At 41.0% G+C, this 22,520-nt stretch carries 23 protein-coding genes, 1 tRNA gene and 1 pseudogene; 1 reads left to right on the forward strand and 24 read right to left on the reverse strand.

Going from position 1 to position 22,520, the window contains the following annotated elements:
• Positions 1 to 32: 32 nt before the first annotated feature.
• Complete coding sequence (gene grxC / locus A6733_RS05995; RefSeq protein ID WP_092401130.1) at positions 33 to 299, reverse strand: glutaredoxin 3; 267 nt, start codon at positions 297 to 299, stop codon at positions 33 to 35.
• Between the two features lie 2 nt (positions 300 to 301).
• The gene (locus A6733_RS06000; RefSeq protein WP_092411174.1) at positions 302 to 769 is read right to left on the reverse strand and encodes a rhodanese-like domain-containing protein; all 468 of its coding nucleotides are present in this window, start codon (positions 767 to 769) and stop codon (positions 302 to 304) included.
• A gap of 131 nt (positions 770 to 900) precedes the next feature.
• Here A6733_RS06000 and gpmA point away from each other — a divergent pair, with 131 nt between their 5' ends.
• Entirely contained in the window at positions 901 to 1,587 is a 687-nt protein-coding gene (gpmA, locus tag A6733_RS06005; RefSeq protein WP_092401136.1) for a 2,3-diphosphoglycerate-dependent phosphoglycerate mutase, read from the forward strand.
• 19 nt (positions 1,588 to 1,606) lie between these two features.
• On the opposite strand, the gene A6733_RS06010 is transcribed toward gpmA, so the two are convergent.
• The 22 genes and pseudogenes from A6733_RS06010 to rsmB form a co-directional block, all read right to left on the reverse strand.
• Positions 1,607 to 1,681: transfer RNA gene (locus A6733_RS06010), tRNA-Thr, on the reverse strand.
• 18 nt (positions 1,682 to 1,699) lie between these two features.
• Positions 1,700 to 2,101, reverse strand: a complete 402-nt coding sequence (locus tag A6733_RS06015; protein ID WP_176696784.1) for a stringent starvation protein B — start codon at positions 2,099 to 2,101, stop codon at positions 1,700 to 1,702.
• Positions 2,101 to 2,688: a glutathione S-transferase N-terminal domain-containing protein gene (locus A6733_RS06020; RefSeq protein WP_092401142.1), complete on the reverse strand. Its 588-nt coding sequence runs from the start codon at positions 2,686 to 2,688 to the stop codon at positions 2,101 to 2,103. The genes A6733_RS06015 and A6733_RS06020 overlap by 1 nt, the downstream gene beginning before the upstream one ends.
• 45 nt (positions 2,689 to 2,733) lie before the next feature.
• Positions 2,734 to 3,576 (reverse strand): cytochrome c1, encoded by an 843-nt coding sequence (locus A6733_RS06025; protein WP_092401146.1) that lies wholly within the window; start codon positions 3,574 to 3,576, stop codon positions 2,734 to 2,736.
• Between the two features lie 12 nt (positions 3,577 to 3,588).
• Positions 3,589 to 4,983: a cytochrome b gene (locus A6733_RS06030; RefSeq protein WP_092401149.1), complete on the reverse strand. Its 1,395-nt coding sequence runs from the start codon at positions 4,981 to 4,983 to the stop codon at positions 3,589 to 3,591.
• 3 nt (positions 4,984 to 4,986) lie between these two features.
• Positions 4,987 to 5,610: a ubiquinol-cytochrome c reductase iron-sulfur subunit gene (petA, locus tag A6733_RS06035; RefSeq protein WP_092401152.1), complete on the reverse strand. Its 624-nt coding sequence runs from the start codon at positions 5,608 to 5,610 to the stop codon at positions 4,987 to 4,989.
• A gap of 73 nt (positions 5,611 to 5,683) precedes the next feature.
• Entirely contained in the window at positions 5,684 to 6,439 is a 756-nt protein-coding gene (locus A6733_RS06040) for a Nif3-like dinuclear metal center hexameric protein (RefSeq protein ID WP_092401155.1), read from the reverse strand.
• Between the two features lie 236 nt (positions 6,440 to 6,675).
• Positions 6,676 to 7,404 carry a twin-arginine translocase subunit TatC gene (tatC, locus tag A6733_RS06045; RefSeq protein WP_092401158.1) on the reverse strand — a complete coding sequence of 243 codons (729 nt, stop codon included), beginning with the start codon at positions 7,402 to 7,404 and terminating at the stop codon, positions 6,676 to 6,678.
• Entirely contained in the window at positions 7,397 to 7,639 is a 243-nt protein-coding gene (locus A6733_RS06050) for a Sec-independent protein translocase subunit TatA/TatB (protein ID WP_092401161.1), read from the reverse strand. Before A6733_RS06050 ends, tatC begins: the two co-directional genes overlap by 8 nt.
• A 3-nt stretch (positions 7,640 to 7,642) precedes the next feature.
• A complete protein-coding gene (locus A6733_RS06055; protein ID WP_242641442.1) occupies positions 7,643 to 7,903 on the reverse strand; it encodes a Sec-independent protein translocase subunit TatA in 261 nt (86 codons plus the stop codon).
• 22 nt (positions 7,904 to 7,925) lie between these two features.
• Positions 7,926 to 8,291: an HIT domain-containing protein gene (locus A6733_RS06060; RefSeq protein WP_092401167.1), complete on the reverse strand. Its 366-nt coding sequence runs from the start codon at positions 8,289 to 8,291 to the stop codon at positions 7,926 to 7,928.
• A gap of 15 nt (positions 8,292 to 8,306) precedes the next feature.
• Positions 8,307 to 9,269 (reverse strand): lipoyl synthase, encoded by a 963-nt coding sequence (gene lipA, locus A6733_RS06065; RefSeq protein ID WP_092401170.1) that lies wholly within the window; start codon positions 9,267 to 9,269, stop codon positions 8,307 to 8,309.
• Positions 9,259 to 9,963 (reverse strand): lipoyl(octanoyl) transferase LipB, encoded by a 705-nt coding sequence (lipB, locus tag A6733_RS06070; protein WP_092401172.1) that lies wholly within the window; start codon positions 9,961 to 9,963, stop codon positions 9,259 to 9,261. The genes lipA and lipB overlap by 11 nt, the downstream gene beginning before the upstream one ends.
• A 21-nt stretch (positions 9,964 to 9,984) precedes the next feature.
• On the reverse strand, positions 9,985 to 12,171 hold the full coding sequence (locus tag A6733_RS06075; protein ID WP_092401175.1) for an ATP-dependent helicase: 2,187 nt from the start codon (positions 12,169 to 12,171) through the stop codon (positions 9,985 to 9,987).
• Positions 12,172 to 12,198: 27 nt separating this feature from the next.
• Complete coding sequence (gene holA, locus A6733_RS06080) at positions 12,199 to 13,200, reverse strand: DNA polymerase III subunit delta (protein WP_092401178.1); 1,002 nt, start codon at positions 13,198 to 13,200, stop codon at positions 12,199 to 12,201.
• A gap of 23 nt (positions 13,201 to 13,223) precedes the next feature.
• Complete coding sequence (leuS, locus tag A6733_RS06085) at positions 13,224 to 15,809, reverse strand: leucine--tRNA ligase (protein ID WP_092401181.1); 2,586 nt, start codon at positions 15,807 to 15,809, stop codon at positions 13,224 to 13,226.
• A gap of 15 nt (positions 15,810 to 15,824) precedes the next feature.
• Positions 15,825 to 17,207, reverse strand: coding sequence for an NAD-binding protein (locus A6733_RS06090; protein WP_092401183.1), 1,383 nt, complete (start codon positions 17,205 to 17,207; stop codon positions 15,825 to 15,827).
• A 3-nt stretch (positions 17,208 to 17,210) separates the two neighbouring features.
• The gene (locus tag A6733_RS09925) at positions 17,211 to 18,122 is read right to left on the reverse strand and encodes an AAA-type ATPase lid domain-containing protein (RefSeq protein WP_439328882.1); all 912 of its coding nucleotides are present in this window, start codon (positions 18,120 to 18,122) and stop codon (positions 17,211 to 17,213) included.
• 29 nt (positions 18,123 to 18,151) lie between these two features.
• A pseudogene (locus tag A6733_RS09930) lies at positions 18,152 to 18,500 on the reverse strand (response regulator); the annotation flags it as partial.
• Between the two features lie 34 nt (positions 18,501 to 18,534).
• Entirely contained in the window at positions 18,535 to 20,649 is a 2,115-nt protein-coding gene (locus A6733_RS06100) for a sensor histidine kinase (RefSeq protein ID WP_092401186.1), read from the reverse strand.
• A complete protein-coding gene (locus A6733_RS06105; RefSeq protein WP_175330468.1) occupies positions 20,646 to 21,257 on the reverse strand; it encodes a DUF4390 domain-containing protein in 612 nt (203 codons plus the stop codon). Before A6733_RS06105 ends, A6733_RS06100 begins: the two co-directional genes overlap by 4 nt.
• Positions 21,235 to 22,518, reverse strand: coding sequence for a 16S rRNA (cytosine(967)-C(5))-methyltransferase RsmB (gene rsmB / locus A6733_RS06110; RefSeq protein ID WP_092401191.1), 1,284 nt, complete (start codon positions 22,516 to 22,518; stop codon positions 21,235 to 21,237). The genes A6733_RS06105 and rsmB overlap by 23 nt, the downstream gene beginning before the upstream one ends.
• Positions 22,519 to 22,520 lie beyond the last annotated feature (2 nt).

Raw genomic sequence — 22,520 nt, forward strand, 5'->3', positions numbered from 1 at the left:
CATTATCAACTAACATCAAATAAAGCAAACCTTCACCCAGAGGATAATAAGCGATCCAGCTCACCACTAGCATAGGCAGCAGCCAAATCATCCGAACCCCCAACATGCTGTCCGTTAATAAAAATCTGCGGAATGGAACGCTTAGAAGAACGCTCCATCATTTCCTCAAGTTTGGTGGGATCTTCGTCCACATATATAAAAGAAATATCTGTAAATCCCTTTTCTCTTAGCAATCTTTCAGCTCTATCGCAATACGGACAGGGACCATTTTTCCGCTTGTACATTTCGACAACAGCCACAACTATCCCCTTCCATCATGTTTCTCGTAGTTACTAACCGGCAAGGAAGCAGCCATCCAGGCATTTATCCCCCCAATAAGGTAGTGTACAGCCATACCTTCCTTCTTTAGGCTATGGGCAAACGATTTCGAACTACTACCATCTTGACAAATTAACAATAAAGTTCGATTCCCTGAAAAGCACGAAGAGGCTACTGAACTAAGTTTATCTCGATGAACATGTCTAGATCCTTTAATTTCGCCCTTCAACAGGCCTTCATCTTCATGTCTGATATCAATTAAAACAACCTTACCTTTATTTATCATGATAACCATCTGCTCCGGATCAACACCCAAAGCATTACGCACGCTACCGTCAAGCAGAAATAACAAGCCAACAGCGCTCAAAACTGCGGTACCAGATAACAGCCAATGGCGCAACAGGAAATCTGCCAACGTGTACAAAGCAAACAACCTCCAGTTAAAAACCATAGGGCAATGCTACAACAAAAATACTCTATTAGCGATTGCAGAGTAAATCAAAGATAAAAATTTATTGCAGCAAAAATGTGAACTGTACAAAATACCCTAATAATCATATCTTTCTATTTAAAGGACCTCACATGCATCGCCTGATTCTACTGCGTCACGGTGAAAGTATCTGGAATCACCAGAATTTGTTCACCGGCTGGTACGATAGCGATCTATCTTCAGCAGGAAAGGAACAAGCATTTCAAGCTGGCAGAAAACTCAAACAAGCTGACATTACGTGTGATGTTGTACTTACTTCTGTACTGTCTCGCTCTATAAGAACGGCATGGCTTGCTCTAGACGGAATGGGAAATATTAGCATTCCTGTTTATCATCACTGGAGTTTGAACGAACGCCACTATGGATCATTACAGGGTATGAACAAAGATGAGGCCAGGAAAAAATTTGGTTCTGAGCAAGTTAACATGTGGCGTAGGAGCTATAAACACGCTCCACCGTCCCTACCAGAGGACGACAAACGACACCCTATGTGGGATCCGCGATACAAAGATATAGACCCTAGGAACTTGCCAGCAACAGAGTCTCTAGAGGATACATTTAACCGCACTATTCCATTTTTTAAGAACAAGGTAACCCCTTTGTTGGTCGCAAACCAAACCGTCATGATCAGTGCGCATGGGAATTCACTAAGGACCATCATAAAACACCTAATGAATATATCTGATCAGCAAATATCATCGATAAATGTACCGAATGCGGTTCCGATAGTGTATGAGTTAGATAATTCTCTGGAAATATGTAAACAACACGAATTGTAGATCTACTCAGACCGGCCTGTGGTGCCGGCTATCTGATTTGAACAGATGACCTACCGCTTACAAGGCGGTTGCTCTACCACTGAGCTAAGCCGGCTGATAAGATAAACTTCTTCTACTTCACCACTCGTAGATGTCCCACCTTAGTGCCACTTGGAACACCACCACCCCTTGGTTGATCTGGCTCTGGATCATCTTCTGGATCGAAATTAAGTCCCTTGCCGTTCTCTCGTGCGTAAATTGCTACTACACGCGAAACAGGAAAAACCATGTCTGTAGCAACACCGCCAAAACGAGCGGTAACCTCTACCCAGACGGGACCTATATCACACTTTGGAGACGCTTTCGGAGAAATATTGAGTGTCATGAGACCGGCAGTAACGTACTGCTTAGGAAAAACACAGGCCTCTGAATCAGCAACTGTCAAGAAAGGAGTCAACCCAGCATCCATACACCAATCAAATATGGCATTGATTAAATATGGCTTATTGGAAGGGATATCATCTTTATCATTCATCATTTCCTCATCACTTTTTCTTGAGAGGTCAGGGCCTCGATAAAACCATTTCTACTAAAAATTCTCTCCGAGTACTTCATTATAGGAGCAGCCTGCTTACCAAGCTCGATGCCGTAATGATCCAGACGCCACAAAAGCGGAGCCATAGCTACATCTAGCATAGAAAAATCGTCCCCCAATATGTACTTGTTCTTTAAAAAGACAGATGACATGGCCAAAAGCTGCTCTGCAACAATACGCCTAGATGCATCGCTTCCTTCCTCAAGGGCTGGTATATGGGAAAAAATCTCTTTCTCAAAAGTAAACAATAACAAACGCACACGAGCACACAAAACAGGATCAGGAGGCATCAATTGAGGATGGGGAAACCTAGTATCAATGTACTCGTTTATCACATTAGATACGTACAAAACCAAGTCGCGTTCTACAAGAATGGGCAAATCTCCATAGGGATTCATCTTCAGTATATCCTCAGAACGCGACGAAGGATCAACATCAATTATCTCGAAATCCATACCCTTCTCAAACAGGACAATCCTACATCTCTGGCTAAGAGGACAAGTAGAACCTGAGTACAAACGCATCATAGACAAAGATTCCCTAAATTTAGAACAAAAACCCAAGAAAACGCATTAATCAATATCCTTCCAAAAATCTACCTTGAGCGCGTAAAAGAGGCCAGAAAGAACCAACAACCAGGAAACAAAAAAGAAGCCGATAGACTCTCTATCCTCTAATGTAGGCTCTGCCATATACGCCATAAAATCAACCAGATCAGCAATAATATGGTCATAAGCAACCGGGTCAACAACACCTCCACTTGGATCACCCCAGATCACCCTACTCATAGGATAATGCCCCATATCTGGTAAATTATTAACAGTCTCACTATGAGACCCATCGCCAGGATAAGTTTTCACAGTATGCACGTACCCTGAGATATCACCGGAAGCAGCGTGATGAATAGCTCTAAGATCTTCGAAGGTAACAGAACGAACACCCTCGAGATCATAAAACACATTAGGCATATTAACACTTGGAAATATCACATTGTTCCACCCACTAGGACGGCTATTATCTCTGTAAAAACTCCTAAGATAAGTGTAGATCCAGTCCACGCCCCTGGATCGAGCAACCCATGACAGGTCTGGGGGAACAACACCAAACCACTTTTCTGCATCAAAATGAGACATAGGAGAAATAAGAAAATCACTCATCTTCTTACCTGGTGCTAGGTACGTTAAAATTTCCTTCTTCCCTAAACCAATCTTCCGAAAACCATCGTAACGAAACCCCGAGGCACTGTGACAACTCAGACAGTAATTAACAAAGGTACGTGCTCCCCTTTGAAGGTGAACTGGATTAAAAGAAATATTAGCTCTATCTAGCGCAACATCACCTTCCTCAGATAAGCCTTCAACAGGCACTGTAGAAACCGCAAATATAAACAAACAAAGAATCGTTCTTCTATACATTTTAGCAGGCCCTCAATCAACTACCCGCACGGGAACAGCCCTAAAACGACCCTTCCTACTCCACCAGGGCATTAAGAAGAAAAACGACAAATACCCCAGAGACAGCATCTGGGACACAAGTTGACTGGCTGGAGTCGGGGGCTGTATCCCCAAAATACCAAGTGCAAAAAATGAAATTACAAAAAGAAAATAAATCACCATGTGCCAATAGGGACGATACCGGATAGACCTAACGGGAGAACAGTCCAACCAGGGCAGAAAGAACAAAATAAGCACAGAAACGCCCATAAGAAGCACTCCCCAAAATTTAGCATCTACGTATCTAAAACCTATGACCATAGCCACCCACATCAATACCACAGATGAACGCGCCACCAAGCTGCCCAAAAGCCGCCAAGAAAGAATTATGTACAACAAAAAGGTTACAGCCAATCGGTACAAAAAGTCTGTAGTCGTAGCACGAAGTATCGAATAAAACGGTGTAAAGTACCAAACTGGAGCTATGTGGGTCGGAGTACTCATGGGGTTAGCAGGAATGAAGTTGTTAGCTTCCAAGAAGTACCCTCCCATTTCCGGGACAAAAAATACGACCAAGAAAAAAATGACCATGAAAACTGAGGCACCAAATAAATCCTTTACGGTGTAATAAGGATGAAACGGGATACCATCCAGTGGCACACCAGATTCATCTTTGTGATCCTTGATCTCTATACCGTCAGGATTATTCGATCCAACTTCATGCAAAGCTGCTAAGTGGGCAATAACAAGCCCAATTAAGACCAATGGAATAGCAATAACATGAAACGAGAAAAATCTATTCAAAGTTGCATCGCCGATAACATAGTCACCACGTATCCATAAAGACAGATCTTCGCCGATAATGGGAATAGCAGAGAACAGGTTAACTATAACCTGCGCACCCCAATACGACATTTGTCCCCAAGGCAACAAATACCCAAAGAAAGCCTCAGCCATTAAACATAGAAAAATAAGCGTGCCAAAAACCCATATCAACTCACGCGGCTCCCGATAAGAACCGTATAGAAGACCACGAAACATATGACAATACACAACCACAAAAAACATGGAAGCACCTGTGGAATGCATATAACGAATTAACCACCCAAAAGGCACTTCACGCATTATATAGTCAACACTAGCAAATGCCCTTGGTATTCCAGCAAAATTCAAAGATGCATCTGGCTTGTAATGCATGACCAAAATAATACCAGTAACAATTTGAATACCAAGAACAATCAGTGCCAAAGAACCGAAGAAATACCAAAAGTTAAAATTCTTAGGAGCATAATAGCCCGTTAGATGCTTCTTAACAAAAGAAGATATAGGAAGTCTCCTGTTAATCCAAGCATAAAAGCCATCTTGGCTACCAGTTTCCCTCAAAGCCATAACCTAACTACCTTTCTCATCAGGCGCAATTCCTATAATTACGGTATTGTCATCCTTATAGTGGTGTGGTGGAATTTGTAAATTGTCGGGGGCGGGTTGATTCAAAAATACACGACCTGCGAGATCGTACTTAGAACCATGACATGGACACAAAAAACCGCCCTTCCAATCATCTGGGAGAGATGGTTGTGGACCCTCCTGTAACCTAGGCGAAGGAATACAGCCCAAATGAGTACAAATACTGATAACTATTAAACACTCTGGCTTAATGGAGCGATGCTCATTACGGCAATACGGAGGAGTAAATTCATCTCCGTGCCGCAAAGACTTTGGATCCTCTAACAAAGAATCAAGCTGGGGCAAGGTATCGAGCATTTCTTGGTTTCTTTTCAATAGCCACACGGGCTTTCCTCGCCACTCAACAGTAATTATGTCACCGTAATTAAGCGAAGAAATATCAACCTCAACAGGAGCTCCGGCTAAGCGCGCCCTATCAGAGGGGGCTAACGATGCTGCAAAAGGGATAACACAAGCAACACCAGTAGCTGCACCAGCTGCAGAAACGATTGCAATAAGTCGACGCCTTTGCTTATCTACAGTATCCCTACCATCCGACGTGTCACTCATAACTTAATGAGCCTCATAAGCGTAAACAGAAGATTCTAACGTTTTCAAGACAAACATAGAAGACCTTGGTTAATTACACAGGATTATCCAGCTCCAAATACTGATGATCCAAGCCAAAAGTATCTGCCAACAATTTACACAAAGACTGTACACCATACCGCTCCGTTGCATGATGTCCAGCAGCAACGTAGGCAACACCCGTCTCCATAGCAACATGATATACAAACTCAGATGCTTCACCTGTCACAAAAGCATCTACCCCCAAGGAGACAGCACCCTTAAAATAACCCTGCCCGGCACCAGTAACCCAAGCCACCTTGCGAATGAGTTTATTCCTATCATTACAAATAAACAAAGGTTCACGGCCCAAAGTGGAACATATGTTTTGGGAAAACTCATGCGCTGGAATAGAGTAGTCCAGTAAGCCAACGAACCCTAAATTATGGCGCCCAAAAGTCTCACCTTCCCAATTCCATCCCATCAACCTAGCTAAACACACATTATTTCCTACATCTGGATGAGCATCCAGAGGAAGATGATAAGCTAGTAATCCAATATTAGCTGCCAACAGGGCAGAAACTCTCCCCTTAGTTATACCCGTCATAACCGGGGGGTCACCGTTCCAAAAAACACCATGATGGACAACAACAACATCCGCATCAAGAACAACGGCTTCATTGATCAGTGCTAGAGAAGCGGTAGCACCGGAAACAATTTTACGTATCTCACGAGTTGTTTCTACTTGCACACCATTAACACAGTAATCAGGAGAAAAATTCTTGATTTGGAGTAAATTATCAGCATAGTCAACCAGATCCGAAAACTTCATAGAAAAAATCTCTCTTGTATCTAACACAAATGGTGTGCCGCTTTAGCGATAAAAATAGTCCTTAAAATTAGAACATTGTATTTTAATAAATTGAAAATACGAAAATATATACTAGAATCCAGTCATAAGGTAGAAGAAACCCGACAATTGGCAAAACTCCCTAAAAACTACCTGCTAACAACATTAAATTCCGTACATCAGTTCTGTCAAAGCTAACTGTATATCAAATCAAATAATTATATCCCATACTCCCCATTGTTACGGCTACGCAGTACCAACCTAACTAATAGAATTCCCAATTCATACAAAAAGCACAATGGAATTGCTAGCAAACACTGAGATAACACATCTGGTGGGGATAAAATTGCTGCAATAACAAAGGAAGAAACGATAGCATGACGCCTGTAGTGTATATACTTACTCTCATCAAAAATGCCCCAATAAGAAACAACTAACATCACGACAGGCAACTCAAAACAAAACCCAAATGACAAAAAACAAGAGCAAATAAATGACCAATATTGATCAATATCGGTCATTAATGTAACCCCATACGGGGCTTCGTGATGAATGAACGCAAACATAATAGGAAAAACCACAAAATATGCAAAAAGTATTCCCAATAAAAACAGAAGGTACCCACAAGAGACTATAAAAAAGGCTATATTTCTCTCTGCGGAATACAGTGCAGGACGAACAAAGGACCATAATTGCCATAAAATAAAAGGCATAGCAACAAGTAATGACAAAAAGGCTGCAATTTTTACTGGCACCCAAAAAGAGGACAAAACAGCAGTGGATATCAGATTACTTTCGGGTAAAAACTTCACCATTGGTAATGCCAGTAGGGAATAGAAAAACTTACGAAAAGTAAAAATTGGCAAGAACACGCAAAAGAAAAAAGCAAGACAGTAAATAACGCGTATACGTAGCTCAGCAATGTAAGGAATAAAGGCTTTAGTCATCTTCAGCACAGCGAGAAGTATCTTTAGGCGCTACTGAGCCATCATCTTGCATCCTTTTCAAATCATATTGATGCATTTCCTGGGATAAATCGAAACGCAATCGATTAAACCCAGACACCACCCGACCCCAAAGAAATCCCACAGTACGCATAACTCTTGGGAGACGCTCGGGGCCAAGCACTAGCAAAGCCACCAAGGATATCACCACAATTTCTGAAAAACTTATATTAAACATCTATTACTGAGTATTTCCATTGTTGTTGCCATCCACTTGAACATTATCCCCGGCGTTTGTAGCACCTTCCTTAGCACTTGCGGCATCATCCTTGGCGTTTGGAACATTAGCCTTGGTATTTGTTGGGGAAGATTCGCCATCGTTTAAGCCTTCTTTAAACTGACGAAACGCAACACCCAAATCCCTCCCCATGTTACGCAGACGATCCGTACCAAAAAATAAGCCAAGAACCAACATAACCAACAACCAGTGTAAAATACTCATGGAACCCACTTTGCTTTCTCCCTTAGCGAACAGCACCGATACGACTAATTCTTAATGGATCTGCGCCTCCCAAAATGTGCCCATGTAGGTGCATAACTTCCTGACAACCAACACGACCTGTATTAATGACAAAACGAAAACCATCTGGGGAAGCATTATCCCTGGCTAACTTATCAGCTATTAAAAGCATATTAGACAAAGCACCAGCGTGAGCGGGACCAACGCATGACAAAGAATCGATATGCTCACAAGTAACCACCAACAAATGTACAGGAGCTGCTGGCTTAATGTCTTTAAAACAGACTATAGTATCATCACGATACACAATGTCTGCGGAAATGTTACCGCTAACTATCTGACAAAAAATACAATTGACAACCGAAGACATACTATCTCCTTTACACTAACCACAAACTCCGGCACTAGCAGCCTGTACATCCGCATGATAAGAAGAGCGAACTAGTGGTCCACAGGCAGCATGAGTAAAGCCTATGGAATAAGCAAACTTTTCTATTGCCAAAAACTTATCTGGAGGAACATATCTGTCTATGGGCAAATGATGAGGAGAAGGCTGTAAATACTGCCCTACGGTCAACATATTTACACCATGAGCTCTCAAATCACGCATTAGTTGATAAACCTCTTCATCAGTCTCACCACAACCGAGCATAATACCCGACTTTGTTGGAACGTCAGGACAAATATCAGCAAAACGTTTTAGTAGGGTAAGGGAGTGGTGATAGTCGGCTCCGGGACGAACTTTTTTGTACAAAGCAGGAACTGTCTCCAAATTATGATTCATGACATCAGGCATGTTATTAGATAGTATGGATATAGCTTTATCCAAACGCCCTCTAAAATCAGGAACTAACAATTCTATACGAGCGTTAGACACGGAACGAATGCTCTTAACCACCTCAACAAAATGCATAGCCCCTCCATCCCTAAGATCATCGCGGTCAACACTAGTTATGACAACGTAGCTAAGATTCAAGTAAGAAACAGCCTGGGCTATTTTATTAGGCTCATCAGGATCTAACGGATCTGGACGACCATGGCCTACATCACAAAACGGACATCTACGTGTACACTTGTCGCCCATGATCATAAAAGTAGCAGTGCCTCTACCAAAACACTCCCCAATGTTGGGGCATGAAGCCTCCTCACACACAGTGTACAAATTATGGTCTCGAAGAAGCTTTTTTATTTCGTAGAAACGTGAATCTACACTGGGAACTTTTACACGTAACCAATCCGGTTTAGGATGCCGAACACCAGTAGCTGGAGAAGCTAGCTTGATAGGAATTCTAGCTGTCTTAAGTCTCCCCTTTTGCTTTTGCGTCGGATCTAAACGATCAGTTGCCATCCATACCTCCCCGCCCAACTATACTAGCTGTCAAAGCATCGACTACAACATCCAAAATATCCACGGTAGTCAATGATGTACTAACATCCTTCAACTGAGTCATCTTCAACCCACAACTGCCACAAGGATTAATCTCTGAAAACGGCGATAAATCCATATCCACATTGATAGCAATACCGTGGTAAGACCACCCTCTACGAAACTTGAAACCCAATGATACCAGCTTTAAATCAGAAATATAAACTCCTGGATAACCGGGCTTTAAATGTACATCAATATCCATGGAGCGAAAAATATTAATTAGGGTTTTCTCGATGCAAGAAACAAATAACTTTGGAGCGGAACAAAAAAGGCGGCGAACATCAACCAATAGGTATATAACCAGCTGACCAGGGCCATGATAGGTAATTTGACCTCCTCGATCTGTAAATACAAAAGGTATCTTTTGAGCGGATTGACCAATAGAAGAAAAATGCTTAGGAGAGGCTGAAATACCGGCAGTAAACACCGGATAGTGTTCAACCAACCAACACTGAGAAATGGGTTCATGCAGCGATGACGCCAGTAGCTCTACCTCTTTGATCATAGCAACCAAGCACCTATCGTATGGTATAAGCCCAATGTCTCTTACAAGACAATGGTTACGTAAGTATAAATTTACTTTTCCCAAAAACGCATTAGGTCCAACAATCAAATTTGCAAACCCCCGCGCTGATCAATGCACAACTTCCAATTTTGCCAATTTAGAGGACAAAAGTTTTGATCCACACCCATCAAAACGCACACGAATGTATAAATCGTCGCTACCACCTTCTATAGATATAACAACTCCCCTACCAAAGCTATGGTGATTAACTGTCTGACCAACTCGATAGAGAGAAGATTTGTCGATTGAGGAAGCTAAGTTTTGAGATGATTTTTTTGCAATAGGTTTAGATATAACACTTCTGCATCGTGGATAATCAATTATGTTGGCCCCTGGAACTTCTTCTACAAATTGGGACGGATAGCAAATCACCGGCTCAGAACGAAAATATGAGCGCCGCTCGCGACAAAAGCTAAAAAATAAATCACGCTTAGCTCTCGTCATAGCAACGTACATCAGCCGCCTTTCCTCTTCAATACATTTTTCTACATCTTTATCCCAGCGTTCATTGGGAAACAACCCTTGCTCTAGGCCAGCAATAAACACCGTATCAAACTCTAACCCCTTAGCCATATGAACCGTCATCAAGCTTACTTTATCAACCTCTTCCTCCGACAATACAGGAGTCTCCAGAACAACAGATGACAAAAACGCGGACAAGATGGAAAAATTGTCACTATGTAAATTACCATTTCCTAACAAATATTCTTTTTCAAAAGACTCTAGAGATAGCAATAACTGGTTAAGATTATCACGTCTTTCATCCTGCTCTGATATAGGAAAGGATGATATGACCTCTGTTTCCTTGATTACAAATGACACATAATCAAGTAATGACATCTCCTTTGATGCTTCCTTCAATCTCGTAATAAGCTGATAGAAACGGAGAACAGGTTTGGATTTCGGTCCTTGATAATTAGCAGTTGCTAGCAACAACGATTGTCCATTCTTATCGGCCTGAGCTTGTACAGATGCAATGGTTTGCGGTCCTATACCACGCGAGGGAACATTTACGATTCGTAGAAACGACATGCTATCGGTGTCGTTTACCACCAAGCGAAGATAAGCCATAACGTGCTTTACTTCTATACGTTCAAAAAATCTTGCTCCACCAACAACACGAAATGGTATATTTGCTGAAAACAGAGCATGTTCAATCGATCGTGATTGAGCATTAGTGCGATAAAGCACGGCTATTTCAGAAAGACTAAATCCATTACCAACACATTTGTTTATCATTTCTGTTATCCACATGGACTCATAGTAATCATTCTGAGCACGACATACAGTAATTGCGCCGTTCTTGCAGTTATCTGTCCACAAACTTTTACCTAGACGATTAGAATTATTGGCAATAAGTTTATTGGACGCATCTAGTATGTAACTCACCGATCTATAATTCTGTTCTAGCCTAATTACCTTCTTAACATTAAAGTCATTTTGGAAATCATGTATATTGTCTACCGTTGCACCACGAAAAGAATAGATTGACTGATCATCATCACCAACTGCAAAGACCGAACGACAATTGCCAGTTCCGTGTCCAGTCATAGCTTTAACCCATTGATACTGTAACAAGTTCGTATCCTGGAACTCGTCAATCAAAACAAATGGAAACTGATCAACCATTCGTTGACGTAGTTCATTACTACTCATTAGAAGTTCGTAGCTACGCAAAATCAATTCCGAGAAATCAAACAACATCTCGGTCTCACAGATATGCTCATACCTCACATAAATGGACTTCATCTTACGATAAAACAAATTATCATCAGATACGTCTGAGTTCCTATGTCCTCTCTGTTTTGAAGTATTAATAAAATTCACTACTTGAGCTGGAGGGTAAAGGGCGGGATCCTTTCCTTCGTCCTTCAATATGCGCTTAACCAAGGAAATCTGATCAGCTTGATCCATAATTTGAAATGTTGATGATAAATTAACTTCCCTGCCATATTGCCTCAGGAATCGCAAACAAATACTGTGGAACGTACCAATCCACATGCGACTGACCCAAGAACTCATCCTCTCGGGAAGAATATCCGAAACTCTCCTAATCATCTCTTTCGCAGCTTTGTTTGTAAAAGTAACTGCTAGGATTTGGTAAGGATTACAGCGCCCAGTCTCAATAAGCCAGGCTAATCTTGAAATCAGAACTTTGGTTTTACCACTGCCTGCACCAGCCAAAACAAGAAGTGATCCATTATCCCAAGAGACTGATTCCATTTGCTGTGCATTGAGACCATCCAAACATGACATAATAATCTCCACCTAACACATTTACTGCTAGCGCATTAAAAATATTCCCAGCCAAAAGAAATCTTCCCAAGGATTACCAGGAACAATTGCCTTATGCTTTTTATCAATAAAACTTAAGCGGGATAGTGCTTTCACGATGTCAGACTCTTTCAAAAATTTTACAGCCTCAATAAAAAACGAACGACGTGCACCAAATACTTTCCTCTTTTGAAAAAATAAGTCTACTTGATTAGATGTAGCTGGGGATTCACCATAATAAGCGCAACACACACGTAAATCATGTGCAAATCGCCACACAAGAAGGGACATCAAAGATTCATCGCTCTCACGTAAATAATTCAGTACTCTGACAAAACGCTGTCTGTTACGAGAAAAAATAGCGTTTACACAATCATCAACCTTATACCTAGTGGCAGAAAAAAAAATTGATTGAATAAATTCAACTGTAATTTCATCTTTCAATCTCTGAAGAGTAATTTGTTCCAGTGCCTGAAAAACTCCACAAGAATTGCCCTCAAAAAAGCCAGATAAAAATTCTGGGACATCTGGTGCATATTTTATGCCTTTTAGCTTAAGCATGCTACCAATCCACATGGTAAAATCTTCAGAAATTGGAGCTATGCAAGAAAACAAAAACGTACTCTCGCTCCTAAGTGCATCAACAAACCAAGCTCCCTTCTTATCTTGCCATGATAGATCATCTAAAATAACCACACAAAAATCATTTCCATCTTCTACTGAAAAATATTGTAACAACTCCTCTACCTGAGAAGGAAGACATTTAATTTCAAATAATCTATGGGAGTAGAGCAAAGAATAACTGCGAAGTGCTGATATAAAATTATCATAATTTCCTTTTCGACAATCGAAGACCAACCTTTCCCCGGACTCTGTCTTAGCACGAAAAATATTTCTAATCATATCTATGATTTGCATTCTAAAGAACGCATCGTCACCGTACACAACCAAACGATTGAGAATTAGTCCCCGTTGAAAAAATCTGATAAATTCCTCGGCTCGAATAAGCACCTTACCAATTCCCCGCCTTATATTTATTTAACAACAATATTGACTAACCGATTAGGAACGACTAAAACGCGTTGCACAGTTTTGCCTTCGATGTATAACGATATTTCCTCTTGTTCAAGGGCCAAAGATTTTATTTCTTCTTCGCTAGCATTAGAGGCTACAACTATGGTTGCTCTGTTTTTACTATTAACTTGAACTACCAAAGATACTGTATCAGAAACAGTAACTGACTCATCCACCTTAGGGTACAATTGCTCACACATGGAAGAGCCAGGTACCAAAATTGGCCATAGTACAGTAGTTATATGAGGAATAATGGGGTGAGCCATGATTATGGCATCCTGTAGAGCTTCTTGGATAACAGAACGAGATACACGATCTGTATCACAAATCACATCAGATATAGCATTAGTTAATGACATCAATGACGACACTACGGTGTTAAGCTGCAGCCTACACTCATATTCGTTAGCTACCTTCCTCAATGTTTCATGAACTTGTTTGCGCAATTTTTTAAGCTTATCTGTAAGTCCATCTGATTTATCACAAGGTAAAATCACACCCATTTGACTGTGCTTAATACACAACGACCAAAGTCTCTTCAGGTAACGAAAAGAACCCTCAACAGCTCTATCAGACCAAAACAAGTTTTGATCAGGAGGGGCTGCAAAAATCATGAATAGTCTTGCCGTATCTGCGCCATAATGTTCGATTACTACCTGTGGATCAACTCCGTTATTTTTAGATTTCGACATTTTTTGCACACCGTCACAAAAAACGGGCTCATTATTAATCTTAGACACAAAAAATTTGTTCTTATCATTGGCAGAAACTACAACATCATCTAGGTTTATCCATATCTTTTTACCCGAGCTATCATATTGATAGTAAGTATTGGCTGTAACCATTCCCTGAGTCAACAAGCGCCTAAATGGCTCATCACAATTGATTAATCCTATATCTCTTAGTGCTTTTGTAAAAAATCTAGCATAAAGCAGATGCATTACCGCATGCTCTATACCACCCACATATTGATCAACTCCTCCGTTTTTCATCCAATAGTCAACCCTACTATCAAATATCTGTTTATTATTATCAGAGCAACAATAACGAAGAAAATACCACGAAGACTCAACAAAGGTATCAAGAGTATCTGTCTCACGTTGAGACAAACATCCACATTTAGGACAATCTACCTGCTTCCACTTATGAGCATAATGCAAAGAAAATCTCCCCCCTAGTTCATCCTGGTCTGGAAGTAAAAGAGGTAGCTGATCATCTCTAAGTATAACAACCCCGCAACTATCACAATGAACAACTGGTAGTGGACAACCCCAATACCGCTGCCTGGAAATTCCCCAATCTCGTAACCTATACTTAACGCATTTCCGACCCTTTCCCATTTCAACCAATGTATCTAGTATCTTATTTGTAGCCTCTTCGTACATTAGTCCATCAAAAACATAAGAATTAACCAAAACACCCTTATCCGAAAAACTCTTATCCCAAGTAGAAGGGCATATTGGCGAGTTTATAACTGACAACATGGGCAAATTGTATTGTTTTGCAAAATCAAAATCTCGTTCATCGTGCGCTGGGACCCCCATTACAGCGCCACTACCGTAGCCAGACAAAACATAATTAGCAACCCATATTGGTATTACTTTGCCCGTTAAAGGGTGAATGGCAAATACGCCCGAGTCCACCCCTCGTTTTTCTTTTGTCATATGCACTGACTCGGCAGTACCAGAAAATCTGCTTTCGATCTCAACAAACTCACGAACATGCTCTGACTTTTCGGACAAATATTTAATCAGATCATGCTCAATAGATATAGCAATATATGTAACACCAAAGATGGTATCAATTCGAGAGGTAAAAACCGTTATCTTACTATCGTAACCATCTACATAAAAATCAACATCCGCACCATAAGAACGACCAATCCAATTCCTTTGCATAATTTTTACTTGCTCTGGCCATAACAAACCATCAAGACCATCAAGCAACTCATCTGCATATTTGGAAATTCGTAAGTAATACATGGGCATACTGCGACGCTCAATCTGCGCCCCAGAACGCCATCCTTTGCCATCTATAACCTGCTCATTAGCTAATACAGTGTTATCAACAGGATCCCAATTTACAGTGCCTTCTGCACGATAGATAAGGTCATTCTCCCAAAATCGTCGAAATAGCCACTGCTCCCAACAATAATAGTCGGGAGAACAAGTAGTAAGCTCTCTACTCCAATCTATATGAAAACCTAGAGATTTAAGCTGGGAACGCATAGATGATATGTTGCTATACGTCCAATCGCTAGCCGAAGTATTACGTTCCCTCGCAGCATTCTCTGCAGGCAAGCCAAAAGCATCCCACCCCATAGGCTGCAACACACTAAACCCCAGTAAACGACGATAACGACTCAACACGTCACCTATTGTGTAATTACGAAGGTGTCCCATATGCAAACGCCCCGACGGATAAGGCAGCATAGATAAACAATAGTACTTAGGCATGCCTTCGTGCTCTACAGCAACATACGACTCCTTATCGAAAATATCTCGCGCTTGCTTCTCTACCTTATGGGGGTCATAAAATTGGTCCATCTTGATACACCACACTCACTCAAAAAAACCTGCATCAACCTGAAATAAACTTTCAGGATAATCATTGCTACTGCCACGACAACACAATAAAACAACCTTGTCATTGTCTTCTAGAATAAACGTCGGCTCAAAAAATAGAGATACCGAATCGCGAACAACACCACAAATCATAACCCCCTCAGGAAATTTTAAATCCTGTAATTTTCGACCTACAACCCTGGAATGTTTGGAATCTCCATGAACAACTACTTCCAGTACCTCAACATTGGCAAATTTTAGGTTGTATACCCCTCTTACATCGCCTAGGCGTAAAAATCCCGTAATTTTGGAAAATACAATGGACGATTGTGACAACTCAAAATCCACACCTTTCGTATCCCAAAAATTTTGGTAGTCTTCGTGGCGCGTTAGAAGTAGCGTCTTCCTTGCTCCCATTTTTTTTGCCATAAGAGACGACATAATATTAACCTTATCATCTGGACTTATTGCCAAAAAAAGATCCACTCCTTCTATGCCCTCCTCACGCAATACAAATGGATCTGAAGCATCGGCATTTAGAATCAAAGAATTGCTCAAATCTTGAAGTAACAACCCATAGCGTGACTTATCGGTCTCACACAAGCAAACACTGTGAGTATCCTGCAAACTCTTAGCAAGCCTAAAGCCGATATCGTAGCCACTATTAAGCATAATCCGCTTAATAGGTGAATGATTGGGAAAAGAGTGTTTTAAGAAATCGCCCAATGCCTGTGGCATGGATAAAAACAAAATTTGGTCACAAGGTAAAATTCGCGCCGCTTCTCCTCTAAGAAAAACTCTACCAGACCTAGATAATGCTAAAAAGTAAATACCTTGGGAATACCAATAGGATGATGCAGAACTAAACTCGTGTCCACACAATACAGACTGCTCTGCTACCTCAGCTACGACCAATCTAAATGAGCAATCAAAAATATCAAACAGCTCAGAAACTTGTGGATACCTAATTATATCGATACAGTATCCCAATACTAGATGATCTGGATAAATAATCATCGCCCCACGGGCATAGCTTCCGCCTAACAGATCGGTAAGACAATCAAGCTCAAAAGATTGCAGCGCCATAATTTGAAGAGGAACATGAAAAACCTTCTCTACTAACATAGACGCAATAATATTTTTCTCATCTGATCTACTAAGCAGCAAAACCAGCTCTGCGTCATCAACTCCTACTTTTTCCAATGACGCCATAGAAGTCAAAGACCCCTCTATACACTGGAAGGGCAAATTCTTCTCTCTGTAAAAAAAGGAATGAAAAAAAGCTGATCCTAGAACCAAAGACACATCATGTCCCTGCCTAAACAAGAGATGCGCCATTGAAACAGCTAAAAAATGATCTCCCAGTACTACTATCTTCATGAACTAACTCTGATCAGGGCTAGATGATGTAGATTCCCTCTCGTACAATTCAGCATCGGCCCTCTTACCTGCAGTCATACCCAATTGTCTCAATTTGCGATATAAGTGAGTCCTCTCAAGACCACTTATCTCTGCCAAACGAGTCATATTTCCGCCTATTTTTTCTATGTGATAACGAAAATATAGCCGCTCAAATTCTTCTCTGGACTCACGCAAATGTCGATTAAGATTTATAGTCATGTTTGAAAAAGTAGATATACTCCCTGATGCATGACGAAGAGAGTACGCAACATCATGACTAGAAATTTCATCTCCCGGGGAAATAAGAGCCAAGTTCCTGATAACTTCCATCAATTCAGAAAAATCACCCGGCCACGAGTATGCCCTTAGGGCATTTAGAGCAGAGCTAGAAAAACGCTTCAATGGACATACTCCATGCTCAACCATCTGTGACAGTATGTATGTTGCTAGCTCAGGAATATCATCTCTATTATCACTTAAAGATGGGAGCTGAATCCACACTGGGGACAGCTTTTGCAAAATAACACCATCTGGAACAGGAAGAGGATTAACGGAAGTTCCTAAAACAAGAAGAATACGCCTAGACTGTAGCTCAGTAACAATTGCAAGTAGGTTCTTGCGTGCTTGCGGTGACAAAGAAGTATAGTCTGCAATAAACAATAGTCCATCATTTAAGCCATTAATCCACTCTAAAGAGGCCCTATTTAAAACGGTTGCACCATCAATCCAAACTGTATTGGGCTTATGAAGGGAACGAGCACAAAGCTCAGCCAAACTATTTGGCACATTCATGCATAACATAATTGCAGACGAATGCTCAGATGCCTTATCTAGCCTCTCCTGCAGACTAGATATAAGCCGCACACGAGAAAAAGCAGACAGAGTTGGACCCACACGACGAGCTGTACCATGAGTCTGTAAAACTCGCCTAATTGTTGCTAAAAGCTTTTGTAGAGCTATAGGCTTTTCTAGAAAATCAACCGCACCAATTCGCGTAGCCTCAACTGCAGTATCAATTGTTGCATGACCAGACATCATAATAACAGGCATTGTCAACTGACCATTTGCAGCCCACTCCTTCAATAAACTAATACCATCCATATCTGGCATCCAAATGTCCAACAGAACCAAATCAGGACGACCAGCTTGACGAACACGCCGAGCTGTCGCTGCATTCTCGGCCAAGTGTACCGTAAACCCCTCGTCAGAAAGAATTTCTAACAGCAGTTCACGAATACCAATATCATCATCAACAACTAGAATTTGAGGCATATCTACACCTTTTTGACTCGAAAACACAAAAAAACTACTGCCTAATACACGGCAAAGCCACTATCACAGAAGCACCTTTAACATCATTACGAACTTCTATAGTCCCATCATGCTCATCAATAATTTTCTTAACTATGGCTAGACCCAACCCTGTCCCCCTAAGCTTACTAGTAACATACGGCTCAAACACCTTTTTAATCAGATGGGGAGGGAAACCCACACCATTGTCAGACACAACAACCACAGCCATAGAATTCTCATAATATAGCCTCACACCAACACAAGGATGCTTTTCTTCAGAAACAGCATCCAAAGCATTTCTCAAAAGATTGTGCAAAACTTGCCTTATCTGTTTCTCATCCACCAATACGTTAACATCCCTACTATCCAAATCCAGATTAATTTTAAAATTATCCTGTTCGTACAATGATGTAACCTCGGTTACCAAGTCAGAAATCTTTATCGGAAAAACTTGAGGAACAGGTAACTGTGTCAAATCTCTAAAATCATTTATTAAATCCTTCATTGCAACAACTTGCCTAACAATCAAGCGAGTAGATTTTTCTAGCATTAACCTATCATCACCGAACAACTTATCGGACAACTTTAACTGAAGACGTTCAGCAGAAAGCTGAATAGGCATAAGCGGGTTCTTAATTTCGTGAGCTAACCGCTGAGCAACCTCCCCCCAAAGCACCATCTTCTGTGCATGAACCAGTGGAGTCAAATCGTCAAAAACTACAATATACCCTCCTTCATCATCGTGACTAAAATAAGCCCCCCGAACCAGAAGAGATTTATCGGATGAAGATGAAGTATAGTTAATTTGTCTTCTCCAAGTTGATTGAGTTAAGGAAAAATTACTTAAAATAAGCTCTGAAATTTCACATAGTCTGGTCCAAGAACTCAAGCTGATATTAAGTAAATCTTCACAATCATCTCCCAAAATCTCTGTAGCACTTTTATTTATAGCCTTTACACGAAAATGCGCATCAAAGGTTATTACTCCCGCTGTTAATGTCTTCAATATATTGGATAAATAAGAGCGTTCCCGCTCTATTTCTATACTCCTCTCCTCTGCTAATTGCTTAGCCTCTCTTAATTGACCCGTCATCTGATGGAAAAGTCGAGTCAGCAAGGATAACTCATCAGTACCTCCACTAAACTTCCTAGGAGAAAAATCTCCGTGGGAGACAGCCTCGGTTCCTTCAAATAGGATAAAAAGAGGAGCGGCCAAAAGATCACTGTAATAGATGGCCGCCAAGACAGCAAATAACAATATCAGCAACAAAACCAACGTAAGTGACAGTATGTAGAGGTTCTTCAGGTTTTTCCTGGAAAACGCTAATGTAGCGTAATCTCTATTAGCATCTTCAACACTAGTTAAGGACTTGCTTAAAGAATCGGGGATACTCTTTTGTAGCACCAAAAACAATTCTTGTGGAACCATATAGGAACCAATAAGCGGTCTAATAACCATTAACCCATAACGATTGCTTTTTGAGTGAATAGTAACCATGGACAGCGATCCCAAATTCTTTGCTTCTGATAACTGGGCGGCAGTAGGAATACCAATAGGCTGCAACGATAGGCTATGGTCTGACACATAGGATAAAACCCTACCATGTAAATCCACAATAAAGACATCATCAGACTGAGAAGAATCTTTCAGCTTGATTAGTAATCGACTCAACTTGGAATTATTGGCAGAGGAAGAATTTAAATAAATAACGTTATCCCGAGCAATCGCGGACAAATTGTGGAGCATAGTATCAAGCATGTCCCTACCTAGCTTGACGCCTGACTCTAGTGCCTTATCAACATGAACGTCGAACCACGACTCAATACTATGTGTAACAAATCCTATAGAAACCAAGTAAATCACTACCCCTGGGAAAAAAGAAGCGGATGCAACCAAAATTACCAGTCGCATCTTAAGATGCGCACCAAACCTCCTAGCGTGGTACTGGCACACTAAATTTTTAATCTGAAAAAATATTAGTGCAATAGAACAGAGAGAAAGCACTATGTCAAATAGGACAAAAACCCAGAAATAGCGAGCTAAAATAGGATAATTGGCCGTGCCAAAAGTAATCAATAAAAGAAGAAAAATTGAACAAATAGCCAACGCAGACAGTATGTATTTCATAGTGCATCAACACTAAAAGCACCTTCATTTAACATAAAGTCCCAGCGCAACCAACCAGAATCGGACTGCCACCTAATATACCCACCCGAACCTATCTGAAAAACTGATGGTAGCTTGTCAGTCACTATAAAAACCCGCATCATAGCCTGATACTGGGAAGAATCCAACATCCGTATTGAACAAGTCAACTGCCAACTGTAAATATGATTCAATTGAGACAAAAGCTCATCCAATGAATTAAATGGTAGATAGCTGCCATTGCGGGTCAAGTAATACTTACCTGTAATAGCGTGGTAAGAAATCTTCCACTCCTGGGTTTCATCAACGAGTTGCTCATCAAACCAAAAACTCCTCTTCTTCTCCAAACGAAACTCAGAGCCCAGATATACAGCAACACCCAAGCGAACTAAATTATTCAAATCGTCGGGAAAGCTCACCTTAAACGCGTACTGAACAGACAAACACCCGCCTTTGTAGGATAAAGAGCCATGAGTTATAAGAATCTGCCCCAAACAAGATCCAGGCAGAAAAAAAAGTAGGGGGGCCATCAACTTGATCAAAACCACAGATAAGTTGCGCGCTTTACTACTTTTTGGTAAGAGCAGCATAGAAAAAACCATCGCTATATGGACCTGGGTGCAAGTTAACACCCCACACACCGTTCTGCCCCGGCAAATGTGCAACAAAGGCGTCTGTAAATCTATCTACTAAAAATCTCAAAGGAATCAGATTTTCCTCATCGAACAAAGAACAAGTTACATACAAAAGCTGCCCCCCTTGCTTAAGTAAAGGCCAAAGAGCTAGCAACATATTGGACTGAATACGTGAAAAATTCAACAAATCCTCCTGTCTTTTATGCCACTTAGAACAAATATGTCTACGCACACTTCCGGAGCCAGAACAAGGAACATCTAACACTATGACATCAAATGGAACTCCATTCCACCATTGACAAAGATCGAACAAATCAGCTTGAATGACAGTAGCATCCAATTGCAATCTTTTTAATTCTTCACGCAACCGAGACAACCTAACACAGTCGTTGTCTACGGCTACAACATCAAGTCCATCAAATGACTCTAAAACAGCACACAGTTTGCCTCCAGATCCACAACAAGCATCAAGTAAGCGATCGCCTTTATTTAAATTAATGAAAGATGTAATTTTCTGTGCACCATAGTCCTGCACAGAAACGTATCCATCATCATAATGGGGTAGGTCCTTTTGGGGACAGGGCCTATCCAAAATAATGGAGTACTGATCAATGACACTATGGTCAATATGCATTTTATTCAAAATATCAACGTATTCGCTTAGAGGAACTTTCCTTCTGTTAACACGTAACGACATCGGTGGGTGGCAAAGCAACTCCTTAGCAAGTTCCTGCCAAAAATCAGGATACTGCTTTTTCAAGAGCTGGCACCACCAATCTGGCAAGCAATACCTCAAACTATCGTCCTTAGACAATGCCTCCCTCAAAACGTCCCTTTCGCGGAGATACCTCCTAAGAACTGCATTTGCAAAACCTGACAGGTGACGATACTTACTCTTTTTAACAACATTAACGGTCTGATCAACGATCGCATAAGAACAATATTGATTAGTTTCTAATTTAGAAAAAGCCACCAACATTAGGCTATGAAAGAACGGATCCAATTTACTGTTGGTACTGTCTAGACAGTGGGAAAAGGCAGCCATAACATAGTTTAGGCTCCTAACAACATCGTACGAAGTGGCCCGAACAGCTGACAACAAAAAATCAGGTATAGATACAGAGACAAATGCCGTAGTCAAAGAACGCCCTCGCATAACTTCGGACAGGACAACCGCGCTCAAGCGCAAAACTTCACCAAGAGAAGAAAGAGACATTC

This window comes from Candidatus Ichthyocystis sparus (assembly GCF_900078745.1).
GTDB lineage: Bacteria > Pseudomonadota > Gammaproteobacteria > Burkholderiales > 2013Ark19i > Ichthyocystis > Ichthyocystis sparus.

What these genes read in the sequence shown, in the direction of transcription:
- rsmB (WP_092401191.1), bottom strand. Translation starts at nt 22,518, where the DNA reads ATGTCTCTTTCTTCTCTTGGTGAAGTTTTGCGCTTGAGCGCGGTTGTC.
- tatC (WP_092401158.1), bottom strand. Translation starts at nt 7,404, where the DNA reads ATGACTAAAGCCTTTATTCCTTACATTGCTGAGCTACGTATACGCGTT.
- A6733_RS06040 (WP_092401155.1), bottom strand. Translation starts at nt 6,439, where the DNA reads ATGAAGTTTTCGGATCTGGTTGACTATGCTGATAATTTACTCCAAATC.
- A6733_RS06000 (WP_092411174.1), bottom strand. Translation starts at nt 769, where the DNA reads ATGGTTTTTAACTGGAGGTTGTTTGCTTTGTACACGTTGGCAGATTTC.
- leuS (WP_092401181.1), bottom strand. Translation starts at nt 15,809, where the DNA reads ATGGACCAATTTTATGACCCCCATAAGGTAGAGAAGCAAGCGCGAGAT.
- lipA (WP_092401170.1), bottom strand. Translation starts at nt 9,269, where the DNA reads ATGGCAACTGATCGTTTAGATCCGACGCAAAAGCAAAAGGGGAGACTT.
- A6733_RS06020 (WP_092401142.1), bottom strand. Translation starts at nt 2,688, where the DNA reads ATGATGCGTTTGTACTCAGGTTCTACTTGTCCTCTTAGCCAGAGATGT.
- A6733_RS06015 (WP_176696784.1), bottom strand. Translation starts at nt 2,101, where the DNA reads ATGAATGATAAAGATGATATCCCTTCCAATAAGCCATATTTAATCAAT.
- A6733_RS06075 (WP_092401175.1), bottom strand. Translation starts at nt 12,171, where the DNA reads ATGTCATGTTTGGATGGTCTCAATGCACAGCAAATGGAATCAGTCTCT.
- A6733_RS06060 (WP_092401167.1), bottom strand. Translation starts at nt 8,291, where the DNA reads ATGTCTTCGGTTGTCAATTGTATTTTTTGTCAGATAGTTAGCGGTAAC.
- A6733_RS06090 (WP_092401183.1), bottom strand. Translation starts at nt 17,207, where the DNA reads ATGAAGATAGTAGTACTGGGAGATCATTTTTTAGCTGTTTCAATGGCG.
- A6733_RS06030 (WP_092401149.1), bottom strand. Translation starts at nt 4,983, where the DNA reads ATGGCTTTGAGGGAAACTGGTAGCCAAGATGGCTTTTATGCTTGGATT.
- petA (WP_092401152.1), bottom strand. Translation starts at nt 5,610, where the DNA reads ATGAGTGACACGTCGGATGGTAGGGATACTGTAGATAAGCAAAGGCGT.
- A6733_RS06100 (WP_092401186.1), bottom strand. Translation starts at nt 20,649, where the DNA reads ATGAAATACATACTGTCTGCGTTGGCTATTTGTTCAATTTTTCTTCTT.
- A6733_RS06105 (WP_175330468.1), bottom strand. Translation starts at nt 21,257, where the DNA reads ATGCTGCTCTTACCAAAAAGTAGTAAAGCGCGCAACTTATCTGTGGTT.
- A6733_RS06025 (WP_092401146.1), bottom strand. Translation starts at nt 3,576, where the DNA reads ATGTATAGAAGAACGATTCTTTGTTTGTTTATATTTGCGGTTTCTACA.
- gpmA (WP_092401136.1), top strand. Translation starts at nt 901, where the DNA reads ATGCATCGCCTGATTCTACTGCGTCACGGTGAAAGTATCTGGAATCAC.
- A6733_RS06055 (WP_242641442.1), bottom strand. Translation starts at nt 7,903, where the DNA reads ATGAGTATTTTACACTGGTTGTTGGTTATGTTGGTTCTTGGCTTATTT.
- A6733_RS06050 (WP_092401161.1), bottom strand. Translation starts at nt 7,639, where the DNA reads ATGTTTAATATAAGTTTTTCAGAAATTGTGGTGATATCCTTGGTGGCT.